The sequence below is a fragment of the Pseudomonas sp. RL_5y_Pfl2_69 genome (assembly GCF_963970465.1).
Taxonomy (GTDB): Bacteria; Pseudomonadota; Gammaproteobacteria; order Pseudomonadales; family Pseudomonadaceae; genus Aquipseudomonas.
This window is the reverse complement of record NZ_CAXAOU010000002.1, coordinates 81,848-99,878: the sequence shown is the minus strand read 5'-3', so window position 1 is coordinate 99,878 and position 18,031 is coordinate 81,848. Positions and strand designations below refer to the sequence as shown.

The window sequence follows — 18,031 nt, the reverse complement described above, 5'->3', positions numbered from 1 at the left end:
GTTTCTTCTGTTAGGCTCGCCACATTACGCCTTCATTTCACAGCACAAAAGGTACAGTTGATGACTAACACTCAGCGCGCCGTATTCCTTGATTACACCTCACTGGATCTGGGCGACCTCGACCTTGACCCGCTGCGTCGAAGCTTCGGCGATCTGCAGGTGTGGTCGGACACCACCCCCGGGAATGTGATCGAGCGTCTGCAAGGCGCCAGTGTAGCCATCAGCAACAAAGTCCAGCTCAACGCCCACACCCTCGCCGCGTGCCCGGAGCTGAAGCTGATTCTGGTAGCCGCCACCGGCACCAACAACGTCGACCTTGAAGCCGCCCGCGCCCAGGGGATTACCGTCGCCAACTGCCAGGGATACGGCACGCCCTCGGTTGCACAGCACACCCTGGGCCTGCTGCTGGCACTGGCGACACGCCTGGTCGACTACAACAAGGCCGTGGCCGACGGCCAGTGGCAGCAAGCCAAACAGTTCTGCCTGCTGGACTTCCCGATTGTGGAGCTGGAAGGCAAGACTCTGGGCCTGTTCGGCCATGGCGAGCTGGGCAGTGCGGTGGCCAGGCTGGCCGAAGCCTTCGGCATGCGCGTATTGATCGGCCAGATCCCGGGCCGCCCGGCCCATGCCGACCGCCTGCCGCTGGACGAACTGCTGCCCCAGGTCGACGCCCTGACCTTCCACTGCCCGCTCACTGAACACACGCGCAACTTTATCGGTGCCCGCGAGCTGGCACTGCTCAAGCCCGGAGCCTTTGTGGTCAACACCGCACGCGGCGGTATCATCGACGAACAGGCACTGGCCGACGCCCTGCGCAGCGGCCATCTGGGTGGTGCGGCGACCGACGTGCTGAGCGTCGAACCTCCCCGCGACGGCAACGTGCTGCTGTCAGCCGATATCCCGCGCCTGATCATTACCCCGCACAGCGCGTGGGGCAGCCGCGAGGCGCGCCAGCGCATCGTCGGCCAACTGGCACAAAACGCCGAAGCGTTCTTCAACGGTACAGCGCTGCGGGTCGTCAGTTGATAGACTGCGCCCCTTTTTGAGGAGCAGATTATGGATCCGCGCAGTGAAGTACTGCTTCGTCAGCCTGAATACTTTCAAGGTTCGGTGCTGTTGGTCGGCTTGCCGGCTGACGAACTACTCGGCGAATTGCCCGATGCCCACGGCTGGTGCTGGCATGCCGGTGACCAGGCCGTGCTCGACGCTCGTTTTGAAGGCCGTGTGCAGTTTGGTGTCGAAATTCCTGAACGGGCATTCGACACCGCCGTGGTCTTTCTGCCCAAGTCCAAGGAACTGAGCGACTACGTGCTCAAGGCCGTGGCCGCTCGCTTGCCCAATGCCGATGTGTTTCTGGTTGGCGAAAAAAAGGGCGGCATTGAAGGCGCCTCCAAACAACTGATCCCGTTCGGCAAGCCGCGCAAACTCGACAGCGCACGGCACTGCCAGCTGTGGCAAGTGACGGTGGACAACGCTCCGCCAGTGCCCGTTCTGCAAGAGCTGGCGCAACATTACGAACTGCCCCTGGCCGAAGGCCCGCTGAAAGTCGTCAGCCTGCCGGGCGTGTTCAGCCACGGGCGCCTGGATCGCGGCAGCGCCCTGCTGCTTGAGCATCTGGACAAACTGCCCAGCGGCCACGTGCTGGACTTCGGCTGCGGCGCGGGCGTGCTGGGCGCTGCAGTCAAGCGGCGTTACCCGCACAACACCGTCACCTTGCTCGACGTGGATGCCTTCGCCACTGCCAGCAGCCGCCTGACCCTTGCGGCCAACGGCCTGGAAGGCGACGTGATTACAGGTAACGGTATCGACGCAGCGCCCATGGGCTTGAACTCGATCCTGAGCAACCCGCCGTTCCATGTCGGGGTACACACCGATTACCACGCTACCGAAAACCTGCTGCAAAAAGCAGTCAAACATCTGAAAACAGGTGGCGAACTTCGGATTGTGGCCAACAGCTTCCTGCGCTATCAACCGCTGATCGAAGAGCATTTCGGTGCCTGTGCGGTCAAGGCTGAAGGTCAGGGTTTCCGGATTTACAGCGCCAAGCGCCGTTAAACACATTGTGAAATAAGGGCTTGCCGGATCGGATTTGCCTAGGCAGAATCCGCTCCGTCCTAGGGGAGTAGTCTCCCACGAGCGCCATGCTCGTCCGGCATACGTCAACATACTTGGTCAACAGACCATGGCGTATGCGACCCAGGTGTCCGCACAGACGGACCGGGGTTTGACAAGACCTATGACACGAACACCTTACCCGGGGCGGGAAGGCTGTACGTGTCATAGCCGTGTCGACCCGCCCCTGGAAGCCACCTGATGATGCTCGACTCCTTACTCGTTCCTACCGCAATTGTTGCCTTGGCCGAAATCGGCGACAAGACGCAGCTGCTCGCCCTCATTCTTGCCGCTCGCTTTCGCAAACCCTGGCCGATTATCGCCGGCATCGTGGTCGCGACCCTGGCCAACCATACCGCGGCCGGTGCCGTAGGCGCCTGGTTCAGCACCTTCTTCAGTGACGCCATGCTGCACTGGATCCTCGCGGCAAGCTTTACCGCTACTGCGTTGTGGACCCTGGTGCCTGACAAGATGGACGACGACGAAGCCAGCACCGCGCGCAAGTACGGACCTTTCGTTACCACCCTGATTACATTCTTCATTGCCGAAATCGGCGACAAGACCCAAGTGGCAACCGTGATGCTCGCGGCCCAGTACCCGGACTTGTGGCTGGTCATTATCGGCACCACCCTGGGCATGCTGATTGCCAACGTGCCGGTGGTTCTGGCGGGTAACTTTGCCGCTGACAAACTGCCGCTGACCCTGATCCGCCGCCTGGCAGCCACCGCGTTTGTCGTACTGGCCATCGTGGCTGTGTACAAGGCGATGCAGATCAGCGGCTGGGTTTAATGACTTGTAGTCGCTGCCGCAGGCGGCGATGGGGTGCGAAGCGACCCTGAAGGTCCTTCGGCCCTTATCGCAGCCTGCGGCAGCGACTACAGGAGTGCGCAACGCCCGAAATTACTGGGTTTTCGGGGCTTGCTGGTAAAGCGGCATCACCTTCGGAATCGCCCCTTGCAGCGCTGCAATCCGGCTGCTGGAGGCCGGGTGAGTGCTCATGAACTCAGGCGGTGCATCCTGTGATTGCTGAGCCATTTTCTGCCACAGGGTGATCGCCGCATTCGGGTTGTAACCCGCACGCGCTGCCAGCTCCAGGCCGATCAGGTCTGCTTCGTTTTCATTGCTGCGACTGTTTGGCAGGGTCAGGCTGTAGTTCACCACCGTGTCGGCCAGCCCCAGGCTGTCCTGCCCCAACCCCAGCAATGCGCCAGCACCTTGCTTGGCTATCTCGATGCCATAAGCCTTGGACATGGATTCACGCCCGTGCTCACGCAAGGCGTGGGCAATTTCATGGCCCATGATCGCGGCGATTTCATCATCACTGAGTTTGAGCTGATCGATGATCCCGCTGTAAAAGATGATCTTGCCGCCAGGGCCACAGTTGGCATTGAGCTCGTCACTCTTGATCAGATTGACTTCCCAGTTCCATTGCGCGGAATCCGGGCGAAAGGCCGGGGCCTGGGCAATCAGTCGGTTGGCGATTGCCTGCAAACGCTTGGCATTGGCGCTGGTCTTGTCCAGGGCGCCCTTGGTGCTCGCCTCGCTGACTGTCTGCTGATAAGACTGCGCGTACATTTGGTCAACCTGCTGGCTCGACAGCATGCTGAACATGTACTGCTTGCGTTCGACACCGACCGCACCACCATTGGTGGTATTCACCGCCTGGCAACCGCCGAGCAATAACCCGGCCCCCATCGCGCACACTACCGCTAACTTACCCATCGAAGATCTCCATAAAGAGGGTGCGCATCGTATCTCAACCCGGCGTCAGGCACTCGGGCGCATTGAGCTTTGGATCATTGACCAGATTGGCCAATGGTCGTTCGCGCAGCGGCGTCTGCGGGCTGGCCAGCAGCGCCTGCAGCACATGAAGAGGAGTTTCAGGGTCAAGCCAGGCCTGCTGGCCCGCCTCATCGAGAATCAATGGACGGCGCTGGCTGGCCGCGGCCTGGGTAATCACCGCCGTACTCAGCCACACATGCCCCTCAACCGGGTAAGCCTCCCAGATACCGGCAAAAAACAGCGAAGCACCCTCTCCCGGAGTCAGCCAGTAAGGACGTTTACGAGTGGTGCCGCGCCATTCGTAAAAACCGTTGGCCGGGATCAGGCAGCGCCGCTGGCGCAAGGCGTCGCGAAACATCGGCTGCTCGGCCACGGTTTCAGCCCGGGCATGGGCAGGAGTGCGCGACAGGTCGGTCAGCCAGGCCGGGGTCAGCCCCCAGCGGGCCCGTGCCAGTTCGCGCTGGCCAGGCTCTGCACCTGCACCTGCACGCAGGATCAATACCGAATCATTGGGCGAAATATTCCACTGGGCCTGCTGATCAGCCGGAAAACCGGGCAAGGCTGCAAACGCAGGGTTCCAACGAAACAGGGCAAAACGTCCACACATGGGGCAGCACAACTCTTCATCTATAGATCAGTGAAATAACGTCGCCAGCTTCAGCAGTCCAGCACATCGGGGAAACTCTCGGGCTCATCGCCCGCCACCGGTGACGCGGCATTGTACGCATCGATCAACTCCCGCGCGTATTGCGCGCGATCATTGGCAACCGCCAAACCGAGCAGGCCGAACACGGGCAGCTCGCCGGTGGCACCGATCAGGTCGCGCCCCTCAAGCCGCGCCTCCACCCCTTCACTGGCAAGCATGCCCAGCAACAGCTCGGCTTCCATCAGGTTTTCGGGCTCGTAGATGCGCTGCATGATCGTCACTCGCTACTCATTCTCGGTGTGCACATCGAGCATCCACTCATGGCCATCGGTCTGAAGATGGAAAAGGATCGGCCGACAGCACACCGGGCAATCTTCAATGTAGCTCTGATCGCCACCGGAAAGGTCGAGCACAGCTTCTGCCTGCTCGCCACAATAGGGGCATTCATAGTGCTCAGTTTCAAGCATCGCGGTCTCCTGAGTGACTTGTGCGTATAATCGCCTGTCTATTAGCAGGGCTATTTTTGTGCCCTGCCCTGCGTACCAACCCTAGCCGTTTCCAACAAGAGAGCATGATGGGCGAATTCGATACCATCCGACCTTACGACGACGCCGAAGTCCCAGCAGTGCTGGCCCGGCTGCTCAGCGACAAGGCGTTTCTAGATATCCTGACCCACTTTCGCTTCCCGCGCCTGGCAGGCGCTTTCGGCTGGCTGTTAAAACCACTTATAGCTCATCGCCTGCGCAAAGAGTTCGCCAGCGTGACTTCGGTCGCCACTTTGCAGGACAAGGTCGAGGTTTACGTCGACCGCACCATCGAACATGCCACTGACGGCGTGACCTATACCGGCGTCGAGCAGTTGAAGGCTGGCAGCGCCTATCTGTTTTTGGCCAACCACCGCGATATCGTGATGGACCCGGCGTTCGTCAACTACGCGGTTTATCACGCGGGCCTGCCAACGCCGCGGATCGCCATTGGTGACAACCTGCTGCAAAAGCCTTTTGTCAGCGATTTGATGCGCCTGAACAAGAGCTTCATCGTTCACCGCTCGATCACCGGACGCCGTGAAAAGCTGGCGGCTTATCAGCTGTTGTCGGCCTACATCAACCACTCGATCCGCAACGACTGCCAGTCGATCTGGATCGCCCAGGCTGAAGGCCGGGCCAAGGACGGTGATGACCGTACCGACTCGGCGATCCTGAAGATGTTCCACATGAGCCGTAAAAACGAGCCGTTTGCCGAGGTTATCCAGTCACTGAACCTGACCCCGGTATCGATCAGCTACGAATACGACCCCTGTGATCAGGCCAAGGCTCGCGAGCTGTATATCCGCGCCAATACGGGCACTTACAGCAAGGCCCCGGGCGAAGACGACACCAGTATCGCCAACGGCATTACGGGCTACAAAGGACGCGTACACGTGAACTTTGCCGCCCCCATTACCGAGTTGTTCGAGGACAGCAAACTGCTGGCCGCAGAAATGGATCGCCATATCCTCAGCGGTTACCGCCTGTTCCCGGCGCACTACCTGGCGTATGCGCAGTGGGCTGATGCCGAGCCCGAGTTGCAAGTGCCGACGGCTGCCGAGGTCTTCGGTGCCGAAGAACTGGCCAAGGCCCAGCAGGAGTGGCAGCGCCGCCTGGAGGCCTGCCCGGCCGAGCATCGCCCGTACCTGGTGCTGCAATATGCGATGCCGGTGCGCAATCAATATCGGATCAAGGCGGGGCTGGCGTTGTAAAAAACTCTGTAGTCGCTGACGAGGCACGAGGCTGCGATAAGGCCCGCAGGGCCTTCAGATTGCCAGGGCTGCTGCGCAACCCATCGCAGCCTCGTCCCTCGTCAGCGACTACAAAGGGCCGTTAAATTCTGCTGTCACCGTATCGTCATGAAGAGAGGCCACTCTGTGGCCCCTCGACACCGACACGGAGCTTGTCATGCTGCACGCAGAAAACCAGGACCGCCTTTACCTGATCGCCCCCAGCGACGAACAGCAGGCACTGATCGAGGGCTTGGCCTTTAATGTTCAGGATCGCCACTGGCTGGTCTATTGCGCCCTGAGCGGCCATACCCATGCCGATTTGCCTGAGCTGGACCTGCTCACCGGCGTCAGCCGCCTTGAGCTGTATGCCGAAGCCGCCTGAAGTCTTCAAACACAAAAAAGCACGAACTCACCGAGTTCGGGCTTTTTGGTTTACAGCGCTTACTCGCCGAGCAAACGACCGATGGTCGGGTCCTTGAACACACGGGTCAGTGCGTCACTGAGCACATCGCTCACCAGCTTGGTGTTGGTTTCCTGATTCGGCGCCATGCCGAAGCGCTGATCAAGGGACGCGCCATAACGACCGCTGTAAGAACGGCCACCGTTCTTCACGTCAGAGCGGAAGGTCGCGCCAATGGTCGCTTCGGTCACGTACATGGTGTCCTTGGGCGACTGATACTTCAGTTCGGCCAGGGTCACGGTCAATGTCGGGGCATTCATTGCGTTGGATGTCGGCGTGTAGCCCAGCAAACGCACGGCGGCTTCAGCCTGGGCTTGCAGCTTGGGAATCACGTCGGCACTGCTGACGCTGATCGCGCTGGTCTCAGGGTACATGCCACCACGGGTGCCCAGGGTTGGCGAAGGACGACCGTCCACTACACGTACCACTACCGGCTGGCCACGACCCACTGGCGCAAGCTGGGTGGTCAGTTTGGGTTGCGGGCTGAGTTGTTGCGGGCTGTGGGCGCAGCCGACCAGAGTCAAACTGGTCACAGTAATCAAACCGAACAACAGGCGTTGCAACATGCTCATCTCTCCAGGACTGGGTAACACAGGCCGTCAGTATAGGGTGCTGTGCGCCTGCTAACTAGCCGCTTGCTGTCACCACCCTGTCATCGCCATTACATCGTGATGTCACGTCAACAGGGCATTGTCTGAATGACTGACTCAACAGGAGCTGCCATGAACATGTTCTTATCGTTGCTCGGCCTCAATCGCCCTCACCGCTGCTTCGCCCGCCTCGACCCGACGGGTCGCTGCCAGGCTTTCAAGCAATGCAAACAACCGCCGGTCGGCGACAGCTGGGTCGAAATCGAAGAAATCCGCCTCAACTGGTTGCACCAGGTACTACCCGCTACCGCCCGTATTGCCTCGCCCGCACCACGTTCGGCAGTGCAACCCCTGCTGGGACTTTGACCAACGCACCAATAAAAGTCATTTAACAGGATCAATTGCCCGCGTTTCTTCGCTACAATCTCCCCCCGATTATAAGGACGTCTCCTGATCGGGCCTCGCAGCATCGCTAATGCGCTTGTATTAGCTCCCCCGCACCGCCCACAGAGAGCCGCCCACACAGATCATGTGAAGCTGGCGCGCTTGAATTTCTTTGCGTAATCCCCACTTTTTACATGGTCTGCCAGAGCTGCCATAACGCTCGGTCACCGGGTTCGGTGCCAGGCTTGCGGCAGCCCTTTTTTGAGGTTCACGTCTTCAAGAGAGCGTGAAAAAAAACGGGTTTCACAACTTCACAAGAGTGTGGCGAGCAAATGAAAAGTTTTGCGTCTGAACATGCACCATTAGCGTCTGATATTGCCCCACCAAGCAGGACCGAAGTCGGCTCCACAGCACAAGACTGAAGCCTGTCCGCTTACGGATTTGGTTGCACAAACGGACGCTCTAGACCTTAAGTCGAATTGCCTCCCGAGTACTGAAATGCGTTCATATGAACCTCGAAGGCCCGGTCGGAGCGTGCGCTCAAGTTGCAAGAAATTGCGAAGAATCGGACATGGCGATCCTGGCCATGAGTGACCCGGGGCCAATCAGAACCACGCCCCCGGAACACCTGGCAGCTATGCCGTCAATTTGGTGCCGTAGATTTTGGAGACGCGTTAATGGCGCATAACGAAGCAGTCGACGTAGTACTGGTTGGAGCGGGCATCATGAGTGCCACCCTCGCCGTACTGCTCAAAGAGCTCGACCCCGGCCTAAAGCTGGAAGTTGTTGAGCAGATGGACTCAGGTGCTGCGGAAAGTTCCAACCCGTGGAACAACGCAGGCACCGGTCACGCTGGCCTTTGTGAGCTGAACTACACGCCGCAAGCGGCTGATGGTTCGATCGACATCAAAAAAGCTGTGCATATCAATGCCCAGTTCGAAGTGTCGAAGCAGTTCTGGGCCTATCTGGCACAGAAAGGGACTTTCGGTTCGTGCAAATCCTTCATCAGCCCGGTGCCTCACCTGAGCTACGTTGAAGGCGAAAAAGGCGTGTCCTTCCTGAAAAAACGCTTTGAAGTGCTGAGCAAGCACCATGCGTTTGCAGACATGGAATACACCGAAGACAAAGCCAAAATGACCGAGTGGATGCCCCTGATGATGCCGGGCCGCCCTGCGGACCAGCACATCTCGGCCACCCGTGTACTGCACGGCACTGACGTGAACTTCGGCGCCCTGACCAAGCAACTGCTCAAGCATTTGGCCAGCGCGGAAGACACCCAGATCAAGTACAGCAAGAAGGTCACTGGCCTCAAGCGCAATGGCAGCGGCTGGACGGTGAGCATCAAGGACACCAACAGCGGCAACACCCGCCACGTTGATGCCAAGTTCGTGTTCCTGGGCGCTGGTGGCGCGGCCTTGCCGCTGCTGCAAGCTTCGGGCATTGAAGAAAGCAAAGGCTATGGCGGCTTCCCGGTCAGTGGCCAGTGGCTGCGTTGCGACAACCCGGAAGTGGTCAAACTGCACCAGGCCAAGGTTTACAGCCAGGCCGCAGTGGGTTCGCCGCCGATGTCGGTCCCCCATCTGGACACCCGTGTGGTGGATGGCAAGAAGTCGCTGCTGTTCGGACCTTATGCCGGTTTCACCACCAAGTTCCTCAAGCACGGTTCGTTCCTTGACCTGCCGATGTCGATCCGTCTGGGCAATATCGGGCCAATGCTGGCCGTTGCTCGCGACAACATGGACCTGACCAAGTACCTGGTCAGCGAAGTGCGCCAATCGATGGAGCAACGCCTGGACTCCCTGCGTCGTTTCTATCCACAGGCCAAAGCCGAAGACTGGCGTCTTGAGATTGCCGGGCAACGGGTTCAGATCATCAAGAAAGACCCGAAAAAAGGCGGCGTGTTGCAGTTCGGTACCGAACTGGTTGCGGCCAAGGACGGCTCGCTGGCCGCTCTGCTGGGTGCCTCACCGGGCGCTTCGGTAACCGTTTCGATCATGCTGGACCTGATCGAGCGTTGCTTCGCGCAAAAAGCCACTGGCGAGTGGGCGACCAAGCTCAAGGAAATCTTCCCGGCACGGGAAAACGTCCTTGAAACCGACGCCGAGCTGTACCGCGAAATCAGCACCCGCAACTCCGAGTTGCTGGAACTGGTTGAGCCACAGAGCGCCAACACCAGCATCGCGTAACGCAACACCGGCGTAGTGATACGTCAAAAAAAGCCCCTCGTCCTGTTTCAGGCCGAGGGGCTTTTTTGTTGTTCTGTGTGGGAGCGGGCTTGCTCGCGATGAGATCGACACGGTCCAGGTTAAAGACCGAGTCGCCAGGATCGCGAGCAAGCCCGCTCCCACAGAGTTGATCAGCCGCGGGCCTGGTTGATCAGTTCAATGTATTCGTCGGCGTTGCGCTGATCCTTGATGATGTCCACGAACGTCTGGCCGTGCTCGTCTTTGCCATCCAGGTCAAAACCGGCTTCCTTGAAGAATGTCAGGAAACGCCCAAAGTCATCGATACGCAGGCCACGATAGGCTTTGATCAGTTTGTGCAGCGAAGGCGAAGTAGCATCCACAGGCTCAAAATCCAGGAACAACTTGATCTGCTCGTCGCCGATCTCATCACCAATCAACTGCTTCTTGTCTTTACGCATGTCCGGCTCCAGCCTGCTGATACTTCACGGGCCCGCAGTTTACCCAAGGCTCAACGTGCGCGCACGCTACCGGTGTGCAAGTCGGCCCAAATGTGGCCATTGGCATAGGTCAGAAACTGTACATAGAGCGTGTCGTTGCGCAGCAAATCAATCACGACGCGGTATTGGGACAGCGGATAAGAAAGGCTCAGGGTTCGCGTTTTACTGTCAAACGCGGGCTTTTTCAGGCTTTTGCTTTCGCCATCAAACGAAATCAGCACCTGACGCACCGTCGCGCCCTGGCTCATGGGCTTGCCTTTGAGGCGCACCAATAAAGGCGAGGTCACCGGGATCGGCTGCTGATTGGATTGACGCTGGCTCCCCACCACCACCGAATAGGAGGTGACCAGCATCAATTGCTGTTGCTCCGGTACTTCGCTGCGTAACTGCAAGTCATCGGCAGGCAGAAACTGCCCGTGCAACAGCGGTGTTGCAACCGGTGCCGCCGCCAGAGGCAGGCTGGCCAGCAGCAGGCTCAATGCTGCGCTGCGAAATAGAAGGCTCATGTCAGGTTCCAGAAAGCGGGAAGCCGCACTCTAGCATGATGCCCGCCCGCCTCACTTACTGCGCCATCAACTGCCCCTCGACAATGCGCACGTGACGCGGATGGAACCGCGCAAGACTGCTGCGATGGCCCACGCTGAGAATGCTCAAGCCCGGTAACTGGTCAATCAGGGCCTGGTACAACATGGCCTCATCTTCCTCGTCCATTGCCGAGGTCGATTCATCCATATAAAGCCACTGTGGTCGAAACAGCAGCACACGGGCAAAGGCCAGCCGTTGTTGTTCACCACCCGACAACACACGTTGCCAGTGATCGACCTCATCAAGCCTGGGAATCAGTTGCTCCAGACGGCAGGTACGCAGGACCTGTTCATAACGTTCGGGGGCGTAGGCATCGCCGGTCTGTGGATAACTCAATGCGTCACGCAAAGTGCCGATGGGCAAGTACGGTTTTTGCGGCAAAAAAAGCGACCGTTCACGGGGCAAGCGAATGGCCCCGCCCCCTTGCGGCCAAAGCTCGCCCATGGCGCGCAGCAACGTACTTTTGCCGCTGCCGGAACGACCGCTGAGCATCAGTCGCTCGCCCGGCTGCACCTGCAAATTGGCGTTGTGCAGCAGCGGGCGACCATCGGCCAGTTCCAGGCTCAGGTCATTGATCTTCAAGTCCTCGCCCACGTGTTGCACATCGATAGCTGGCAGACGCTGTTCGTTTTCGGTCATGGCCTGACGAAAGCTCAGCAGACGATCACAGGTAGCGCGCCACGACGCCAGGGTGACGTAGGCATCGATAAACCAGCTGAAGTTCTCTTGCACATTGCTGAATGCCGAGTTGATTTGCATCAGCCCACCCAACTCGATCTTGCCCGCAAAGTAACGCGGGGCCGCGACGACAAACGGAAAGATGATGGCTATTTGCGAGTAGCCCGCTGTGAAGAACGTCAGGCGTTTTTGCACCTTCATTTGCGTCCAGAAATTCTTCCAGACCTTATTGAAGCGCGCGCTCAACCGCTCGTGCTCATTGGGCTCGCCGTTGTACAGCGCAATGCTCTCGGCATTTTCGCGCACCCGCACCATCGAAAAGCGCAGGTCTGCTTCGAAGCGTTGCTGCTGGTTGCTCAAGCCAATCAGGCGTCGGCCAATCAAGTGGGCCAGCCAACTGCCGACCGCGGCGTACAACAGCGCACACCAGAACATGTAGCCGGGAATGGTGATGCCAAAGACTTCGATGCTGCCCGATACGCCCCACAGGATGATCGAGAACGACACCAGGCTGACCAGGTTTCGAATCAAGCCCAGGCCCAGGGTCAGGGTATTGTCGGTGAACGAATTGAGGTCTTCACTGATGCGCTGGTCAGGGTTGTCGGTGTAACCGCCCTGCTCCAGCTGGTAATAGTTTTTGTGGGCCAGCCAGCGCGCGAAATGCTGCTCGGTCAGCCAGCGTCGCCAGCGAATGGTCAGCATCTGGGTCAGGTAAAGCCGGTACACCGCGCCGACAATGCCTGCCGCCGCAATGATCCCGAAGTAGCCGATCAGGCTCCAGAATGCCGTGGCGTCCTTGTTTTCCAGGGCGTTGTAGAAGTCCTTGTACCAATGGTTGATCCACACGGAGATACCCACGCTCACCAGCGACAAGGCAATCACTGCGATCAACAGCAACCACGCCCGGAGGCGTTCTTCACTGCGCCAGTAGGGCGTTATGAGCCCCCAGACCCGAGGTATGAAATCCCCACGCACAGCATCATTCACTACAGAAGGCTCAGCGTTCTGATTCATGGTTCAGGCTCGTTGGGAGTAAAGAGCAACCTGTAAGCCGGTCAGGACGACCGGCCCACGACGCAAGGACGCGTCTTGATACAGGTTAGAAGCTGTTGGCGCTTACGTGCAAGGCGCACTGCAAACGCTACAGCTCCCGTTCAGCGTCGCACCGGACGCTTCTGCAATTTACGCTGCAAGGTACGGCGATGCATGCCCAAGGCACGGGCTGTGGCCGAGATATTGCCTTCATGCTCACCCAGCACGCGCTGGATGTGCTCCCACTGCAGGCGGTCAACCGACATCGGGTTGTCCGGCACCAGCGTTTCGAGGTCGGCATGCTGGGACAGCAAGGCGGCGAGCACGTCATCGGCATCGGCAGGTTTGCACAGGTAGTTGCAGGCGCCGCGCTTGATCGCCTCGACCGCGGTGGCGATGCTGGAATAACCGGTGAGGATCACCACCCGCATCTCCGGGTCGAGTTCCAGCAGCTTGGGCAGCAGGACCAGGCCAGAATCGCCGTCCATTTTCAGATCCAGCGCCGCATAATCGGGCAGATCCTGTTGAGCCAGGATCAGCCCTTCTTCGGCAGAACCCGCCGTGCTGACGCGAAAACCGCGACGGCTCATGGCGCGAGCCATGACACGGGTAAAGGTGGCGTCGTCATCTACCAACAACAAATGCGGCAGTTCTTCGCCTTCGACCTGAATTTCTTCACTCATTTTCATTTCCTCGGGCGACACGTGGCAGGCGCAGCTCAGTGAGCGTTCCGCCATCCTCATGACTGTAGAGTTTTACCGAGCCGCCAGCGCGGGTCACGCTGGCTTTACTCAAGAATAGGCCCAGACCGAAGCCTTTGCCCTTGGTGGTAAAAAAGGGTTTGCCGATTTGCTCGGCGATGGCCAACGGTACACCCGGACCGTGGTCACGAATACTGATCGTCAGGTCCACTGCATCCCAGTCGACAGTCACTTCCAGCCCTTCAGGGCAGGCATCGGCTGCATTGTTGAGCAGATTGAGCAGCGCCTGAGTCAAATCCGGAGCCGGCGCCAGGCGCGGAACCGGTGCATGGCCCAGACACTGGAAGCGGTAAGTGGCTTCAGGGCGCATCAAGTGCCAGCGGTTCAGGGCCTCATCCAGCCACTGGGTGACATCCTGGACCTCAATCGCCAGGCGACGATTGGCCTCGGCGGCACGCACCAATTGCTGCAGGGTTTCCTTGCACAGCTTGACCTGATCCTGAAGCACGCTCAGATCATCCTGCAACTCAGGGTCCTGGTGATCGCGGCGCATCTCTTTAAGCAGCACACTCATGGTCGACAACGGTGTACCCAGCTCATGAGCCGCCCCGGCAGCCTGGGTTGCCACCGCCAGCAACTGCTGGTCACGCAGGCCTTCCTCACGACGCAAGGCGCGCAGTTCTTCCTGACGGCGCAGCTCTTCGCCCATCTTGGCCGCGAAGAAGGTAATCACTGCCGCAGACAGCGCAAAACTCAGCCACATCCCGTAAATCTGCAGTTTTTCGCGGAAAAACGGCACGGTGTCTATGGGGTAGAACTGCATCAACAACAGCGTGTAAAGCGCCAGCGCAATGCCGGTCAATACCAGCGAATAGCGCCAGGGCAGCGTGACCGCAGCGATGGTCAGCGGTACCAGATAGTACGAAACAAAAGGGTTGGCCGAGCCACCCGAGAAGTACAGCAAGGCGCTGTGGATAAACAGGTCGCAGGCCAGTTGCAGCGCGTACTCAAGCTCTGTCACCGGCCAGGTTGTGCGCAACCGGATCGCGGTAAAAGCACACAACAGCATGGAAAATCCAAGGGTGATGCTCAACTGAAACCAGGGCAGCGGCAGCAAATTGAACAGATAGGCAAAGCCCACTGAACCCGCTTGCGCGGCCAGCACCAACATGCGGATAAACGTAAGACGCCACAGGTTCTGGCGAGTGGCGGACAATAACTGAACGGGGGCGAGCATGAGCTCTCCTGATGAGCGCTCCAGGCGGATCGCCGAGAGTATAACCAAGCGGGCAGCCCCACAGGCAAAAGTGCGGCAAAGAGCCACAGTGTTTTTTGTGAAAAAGCGGCTAATGGCCTGCATCTGGGCAAACTGTGTGGGAGCGGGCTTGCTCGCGATGGCTTCGACGCGGTCTGGCTGACAGACACTGGTGCCTGCTTCGCGAGCAAGCCCGCTCCCACAGTGGACACAGAAGTAGCCGCCAAATGTATCGAAAATGTAATCGGGCGAACTGATGGCCACTGATTAGAGTCATATAGCCATTATTGTCCTCATTCAAGGAGCTTCCATGTCCAACTTTCAACGCACCGCGGCCCTTTTGACCCTGAGCATCGGTGCACTGGCCAGCCTGCCAGCCCTGGCCGACGACATTCATTACAACCAGATTTCCCTGCGTGCCGAGGCCAGCCAGGAAGTAGCCCGCGACTTGATGATCGTGACGCTCTACACCGAGGCGCAAAATACCGATGCCGCCAAGCTGGCCGCAGAGATCACCACCTCGATGAACAAGGCCATCGGCCAGGCCAAGTCCGTCAAGGAAGTCACCCTGCGCCAGGGCAACCGCAACAGCTACCCGATTTACGACAACAAAACCCAGAAGATCACCGGCTGGCGCGAGCGCGCCGAATTGCGACTGGAAAGCACCGATTTCGCCGCCCTGTCCAAACTTACCGGGGATCTGATGCAAACCCTGAAAATGGGCAGCATGCAATTCACCGTCGCCAGTGCCACCCGTAAAACCAGCGAAGACGCGCTGCTCAAGGATGCCGTCAACGCATTCAAGGCCCGCGCTCAACTGGCCACCGACGCACTGGGCGGCAAGGGCTACAAAATTGTTAACCTGAACCTCAACACCAATGGCTACCCGCAGCCTTACATGCGCAGCGAAATGATGATGAAAGCCGCCGCGCCGGCAATGGACTCTGCACCGACGCCGGAAGTCGAGGCCGGCACCAGCGAAGTCAGCATGAGCGCCGATGGCGTGATTGAAGTTCAGATGCAGTAAGCCTTTACGTCCTACAAACCCCTGAAGCCTTGAAGCTTCAGGGGTTTTTTTTGCCCTCAGGAAAATACCTACAGACCGTCCTAGTATTAAAAAGCAAAAGCCTACAGACGCTGTCAGCACCGACTTACATCTTTCCAACGCGAGAGTCTAGATAAGTAACAACGCCGTACCAAAACAGTGCGTGCAGGTCCTTTAACTTTCCAAAACACGTAAGCAAATGAGTCAAAAATCCCGACGCAAACGATCAAATGCGTCATAACTTATAGATAAGCGACATTCTTGTACGATCGTTCCACATTTTCAGTCTTCAGCCGCTTACACATATTGCAATGGGTATGGGCTGTGCATAAGTATCGCCGGGTCGACTCATAAGGTCGCCCTCAAACCAAAAATGACAAAAATCATGAGGCCACCATGTTCAAACACGCGGTCATTCCGTTTTTAGTAGGCGCGAGCCTGCTGGCAAGCGCACCTTTCGCCCACGCAGCGACCAACCTGGTGTTCTGTTCTGAAGGCAGCCCGGCGGGTTTTGACCCGGGCCAGTACACCACCGGTACTGACTTCGATGCGTCGGCCGAAACCATGTTCAACCGCCTGAGCCAGTTTGAACGTGGCGGCACCAAGGTAGAGCCGGGCCTGGCAACCAGCTGGGATGTCTCGCCCGACAACCTGACGTGGACCTTCCATCTGCGTGATGGCGTCAAGTTCCACACCACGCCGTACTTCAAGCCAACCCGCGACTTCAATGCCGACGACGTGCTCTTCACGTTCAACCGCATGCTCGACATCAACCAGCCGTTCCGTAAGGCCTACCCCACCGAATTCCCTTATTTCACCGACATGGGCATGGATAAAAACATCGCCAAGGTGGAAAAGATCGATGACAAGACCGTTCGCTTCACTCTGAACACGGTCGATGCCGCGTTTATCCAGAACCTGGCCATGAGCTTCGCTTCCATCCAGTCCGCCGAGTACGCCGACAAGCTGCTCAAGGAAGGCAAGCCTGCCGATATCAACCAGAAGCCGATTGGCACCGGACCGTTTGTATTCAAGAGCTACCAGAAAGACTCGAACATCCGTTACACCGGCAACAAGGACTACTGGAAACCTGAAGACGTCAAGATCGACAACCTGATCTTCGCCATCACCACCGACCCGTCGGTGCGCATCCAGAAGCTCAAGAAGAACGAGTGCCAGGTCACCCTCTTCCCGCGCCCGGCTGACCTCAAGGCCCTTGGCGAAGACCCGAACCTGAAGATGCCCCACCAGGCAGGCTTCAACCTGGGTTACATCGCCTACAACGTGATGGACAAGATCAAGGGCAGCAACGAACCCAACCCGATGGCCCAGCTCAAGGTCCGTCAGGCAATGGACATGTCGGTCAACAAGCAGCAAATCATCGACTCTGTGTATCAGGGCGCAGGCCAGCTGGCCGTTGGCGCCATGCCGCCGACCCAATGGTCCTATGACACCAGCATCAAGGACGCACCGTTCGACCCGGTAAAAGCCAAGGAACTGCTCAAGGAAGCAGGGATCAAGGAAGGCACCGAAGTCACCCTGTGGGCCATGCCGGTTCAACGCCCGTACAACCCCAATGCCAAGCTGATGGCTGAAATGCTCCAGTCGGACTGGAGCAAGATCGGCCTCAAGGCCAAGATCATGAGCTACGAATGGGGCGAGTACATCAAGCGTTCCAAGGGCGGTGAGAACGGCGCGATGCTGATTGGCTGGAGCGGCGACAACGGTGACCCGGACAACTGGCTCGGCACCCTGTTTGGCTGCGACTCACTGGAAGGCAACAACTTCTCCAAGTGGTGTGACCCCGAGTTCGACAAGCTGGTGAAGGCCGCCAAGGCCACCACCGATGTTGCTGAGCGCACAAAACTGTATCAACAGGCGCAGCAACGACTCAAAAGCCAGGTTCCGATGACACCCATCGCACACTCGACGGTGTATCAACCCATGCGCAAGAACGTAGAGGACTTCAAGATCAGCCCATTTGGCCTGAACTCCTTCTACGGGGTCAGCGTCGGCAAATAAAAGGACCGGTGAATGCGGCTACAAGGCCGCATTCACTTATCTACCAGGACGGTGGAAATCACCTACAGCCTAAAGCCACTTCTGACTACATCAGAGGCTATAGGACGCTAAGACAATTCCTACAAGGTTGTCAGGCCTGACGCATTTACTGCGGGGGTATCGACGTCATAACGTCGACACACCGCCAGTCTATTGCGCCGGGTGAAGCACCGTAGCTGATGAAATCGACGCCCTGAACCGCACGCCTTTATCCAGGGCCGCGCTCAGGACTCAAAAACAAGAAAAAGGATAGGGAAC

19 protein-coding genes and 1 riboswitch are annotated in these 18,031 nt (G+C 58.4%); of the genes, 9 read left to right on the top strand and 10 right to left on the bottom strand.

From position 1 onward, the window contains the following. Nucleotides 1-60 precede the first annotated feature (60 nt). The 3 genes from AACY07_RS03675 (at nt 61) to AACY07_RS03665 (ending at nt 2,901) form a co-directional block, all read left to right on the top strand. Nucleotides 61-1,026 (top strand): 2-hydroxyacid dehydrogenase, encoded by a 966-nt coding sequence (locus tag AACY07_RS03675; protein WP_133078897.1) that lies wholly within the window; start codon nt 61-63, stop codon nt 1,024-1,026. Nucleotides 1,027-1,056: 30 nt separating this feature from the next. Continuing rightward, entirely contained in the window at nt 1,057-2,055 is a 999-nt protein-coding gene (locus AACY07_RS03670) for a class I SAM-dependent methyltransferase (RefSeq protein ID WP_219260924.1), read from the top strand. Between the two features lie 49 nt (nt 2,056-2,104). Beyond that, nucleotides 2,105-2,226: riboswitch (yybP-ykoY riboswitch) on the top strand. A gap of 90 nt (nt 2,227-2,316) precedes the next feature. Further along, nucleotides 2,317-2,901 (top strand): TMEM165/GDT1 family protein, encoded by a 585-nt coding sequence (locus AACY07_RS03665; protein ID WP_339473910.1) that lies wholly within the window; start codon nt 2,317-2,319, stop codon nt 2,899-2,901. A 111-nt stretch (nt 2,902-3,012) separates the two neighbouring features. Here AACY07_RS03665 and AACY07_RS03660 read toward each other — a convergent pair whose 3' ends face one another. The 4 genes from AACY07_RS03660 to AACY07_RS03645 are packed head-to-tail and all read right to left on the bottom strand — an operon-like array spanning nt 3,013 to nt 5,007. After that, nucleotides 3,013-3,834, bottom strand: coding sequence for a M48 family metallopeptidase (locus AACY07_RS03660; RefSeq protein WP_326398476.1), 822 nt, complete (start codon nt 3,832-3,834; stop codon nt 3,013-3,015). A gap of 34 nt (nt 3,835-3,868) precedes the next feature. Then, nucleotides 3,869-4,501: an SOS response-associated peptidase gene (locus AACY07_RS03655; protein ID WP_339473501.1), complete on the bottom strand. Its 633-nt coding sequence runs from the start codon at nt 4,499-4,501 to the stop codon at nt 3,869-3,871. A gap of 50 nt (nt 4,502-4,551) precedes the next feature. Continuing rightward, nucleotides 4,552-4,812, bottom strand: coding sequence for a putative signal transducing protein (locus AACY07_RS03650; protein ID WP_037032031.1), 261 nt, complete (start codon nt 4,810-4,812; stop codon nt 4,552-4,554). A gap of 12 nt (nt 4,813-4,824) precedes the next feature. Further along, nucleotides 4,825-5,007, bottom strand: a complete 183-nt coding sequence (locus AACY07_RS03645) for a CPXCG motif-containing cysteine-rich protein (protein WP_133078893.1) — start codon at nt 5,005-5,007, stop codon at nt 4,825-4,827. Between the two features lie 104 nt (nt 5,008-5,111). Here AACY07_RS03645 and AACY07_RS03640 point away from each other — a divergent pair, with 104 nt between their 5' ends. After that, a complete protein-coding gene (locus tag AACY07_RS03640) occupies nt 5,112-6,278 on the top strand; it encodes a 1-acyl-sn-glycerol-3-phosphate acyltransferase (RefSeq protein ID WP_339473498.1) in 1,167 nt (388 codons plus the stop codon). A gap of 196 nt (nt 6,279-6,474) precedes the next feature. Then, nucleotides 6,475-6,681, top strand: coding sequence for a hypothetical protein (locus AACY07_RS03635; RefSeq protein ID WP_019823869.1), 207 nt, complete (start codon nt 6,475-6,477; stop codon nt 6,679-6,681). Nucleotides 6,682-6,740: 59 nt separating this feature from the next. On the opposite strand, the gene AACY07_RS03630 is transcribed toward AACY07_RS03635, so the two are convergent. Further along, nucleotides 6,741-7,325: a YajG family lipoprotein gene (locus AACY07_RS03630; protein WP_133078891.1), complete on the bottom strand. Its 585-nt coding sequence runs from the start codon at nt 7,323-7,325 to the stop codon at nt 6,741-6,743. A 156-nt stretch (nt 7,326-7,481) separates the two neighbouring features. On the opposite strand from AACY07_RS03630, the gene AACY07_RS03625 reads away from it, so the two are divergent. Beyond that, nucleotides 7,482-7,715 carry a hypothetical protein gene (locus AACY07_RS03625; protein WP_339473495.1) on the top strand — a complete coding sequence of 78 codons (234 nt, stop codon included), beginning with the start codon at nt 7,482-7,484 and terminating at the stop codon, nt 7,713-7,715. Between the two features lie 695 nt (nt 7,716-8,410). Further along, the gene (gene mqo / locus AACY07_RS03620; RefSeq protein WP_339473494.1) at nt 8,411-9,919 is read left to right on the top strand and encodes a malate dehydrogenase (quinone); all 1,509 of its coding nucleotides are present in this window, start codon (nt 8,411-8,413) and stop codon (nt 9,917-9,919) included. Between the two features lie 170 nt (nt 9,920-10,089). Here mqo and AACY07_RS03615 read toward each other — a convergent pair whose 3' ends face one another. The 5 genes from AACY07_RS03615 to AACY07_RS03595 form a co-directional block, all read right to left on the bottom strand. Next, nucleotides 10,090-10,377 (bottom strand): PA4642 family protein, encoded by a 288-nt coding sequence (locus AACY07_RS03615; RefSeq protein WP_133078888.1) that lies wholly within the window; start codon nt 10,375-10,377, stop codon nt 10,090-10,092. 50 nt (nt 10,378-10,427) lie between these two features. Next, nucleotides 10,428-10,922, bottom strand: a complete 495-nt coding sequence (locus tag AACY07_RS03610; protein WP_133078887.1) for a hypothetical protein — start codon at nt 10,920-10,922, stop codon at nt 10,428-10,430. 55 nt (nt 10,923-10,977) lie between these two features. Further along, nucleotides 10,978-12,693, bottom strand: coding sequence for an ABC transporter ATP-binding protein/permease (locus AACY07_RS03605; RefSeq protein WP_326425293.1), 1,716 nt, complete (start codon nt 12,691-12,693; stop codon nt 10,978-10,980). 140 nt (nt 12,694-12,833) lie between these two features. Further along, nucleotides 12,834-13,394 carry a response regulator transcription factor gene (locus tag AACY07_RS03600; RefSeq protein ID WP_019823883.1) on the bottom strand — a complete coding sequence of 187 codons (561 nt, stop codon included), beginning with the start codon at nt 13,392-13,394 and terminating at the stop codon, nt 12,834-12,836. Continuing rightward, on the bottom strand, nt 13,387-14,649 hold the full coding sequence (locus tag AACY07_RS03595) for an ATP-binding protein (RefSeq protein ID WP_133078885.1): 1,263 nt from the start codon (nt 14,647-14,649) through the stop codon (nt 13,387-13,389). The genes AACY07_RS03600 and AACY07_RS03595 overlap by 8 nt, the downstream gene beginning before the upstream one ends. A 328-nt stretch (nt 14,650-14,977) precedes the next feature. On the opposite strand from AACY07_RS03595, the gene AACY07_RS03590 reads away from it, so the two are divergent. Together AACY07_RS03590 and AACY07_RS03585 are read left to right on the top strand one after the other, a co-directional pair. After that, nucleotides 14,978-15,694 carry an SIMPL domain-containing protein gene (locus tag AACY07_RS03590; RefSeq protein WP_219260932.1) on the top strand — a complete coding sequence of 239 codons (717 nt, stop codon included), beginning with the start codon at nt 14,978-14,980 and terminating at the stop codon, nt 15,692-15,694. A gap of 414 nt (nt 15,695-16,108) precedes the next feature. Further along, on the top strand, nt 16,109-17,734 hold the full coding sequence (locus AACY07_RS03585; RefSeq protein WP_339473490.1) for an ABC transporter substrate-binding protein: 1,626 nt from the start codon (nt 16,109-16,111) through the stop codon (nt 17,732-17,734). Nucleotides 17,735-18,031: the final 297 nt, after the last annotated feature.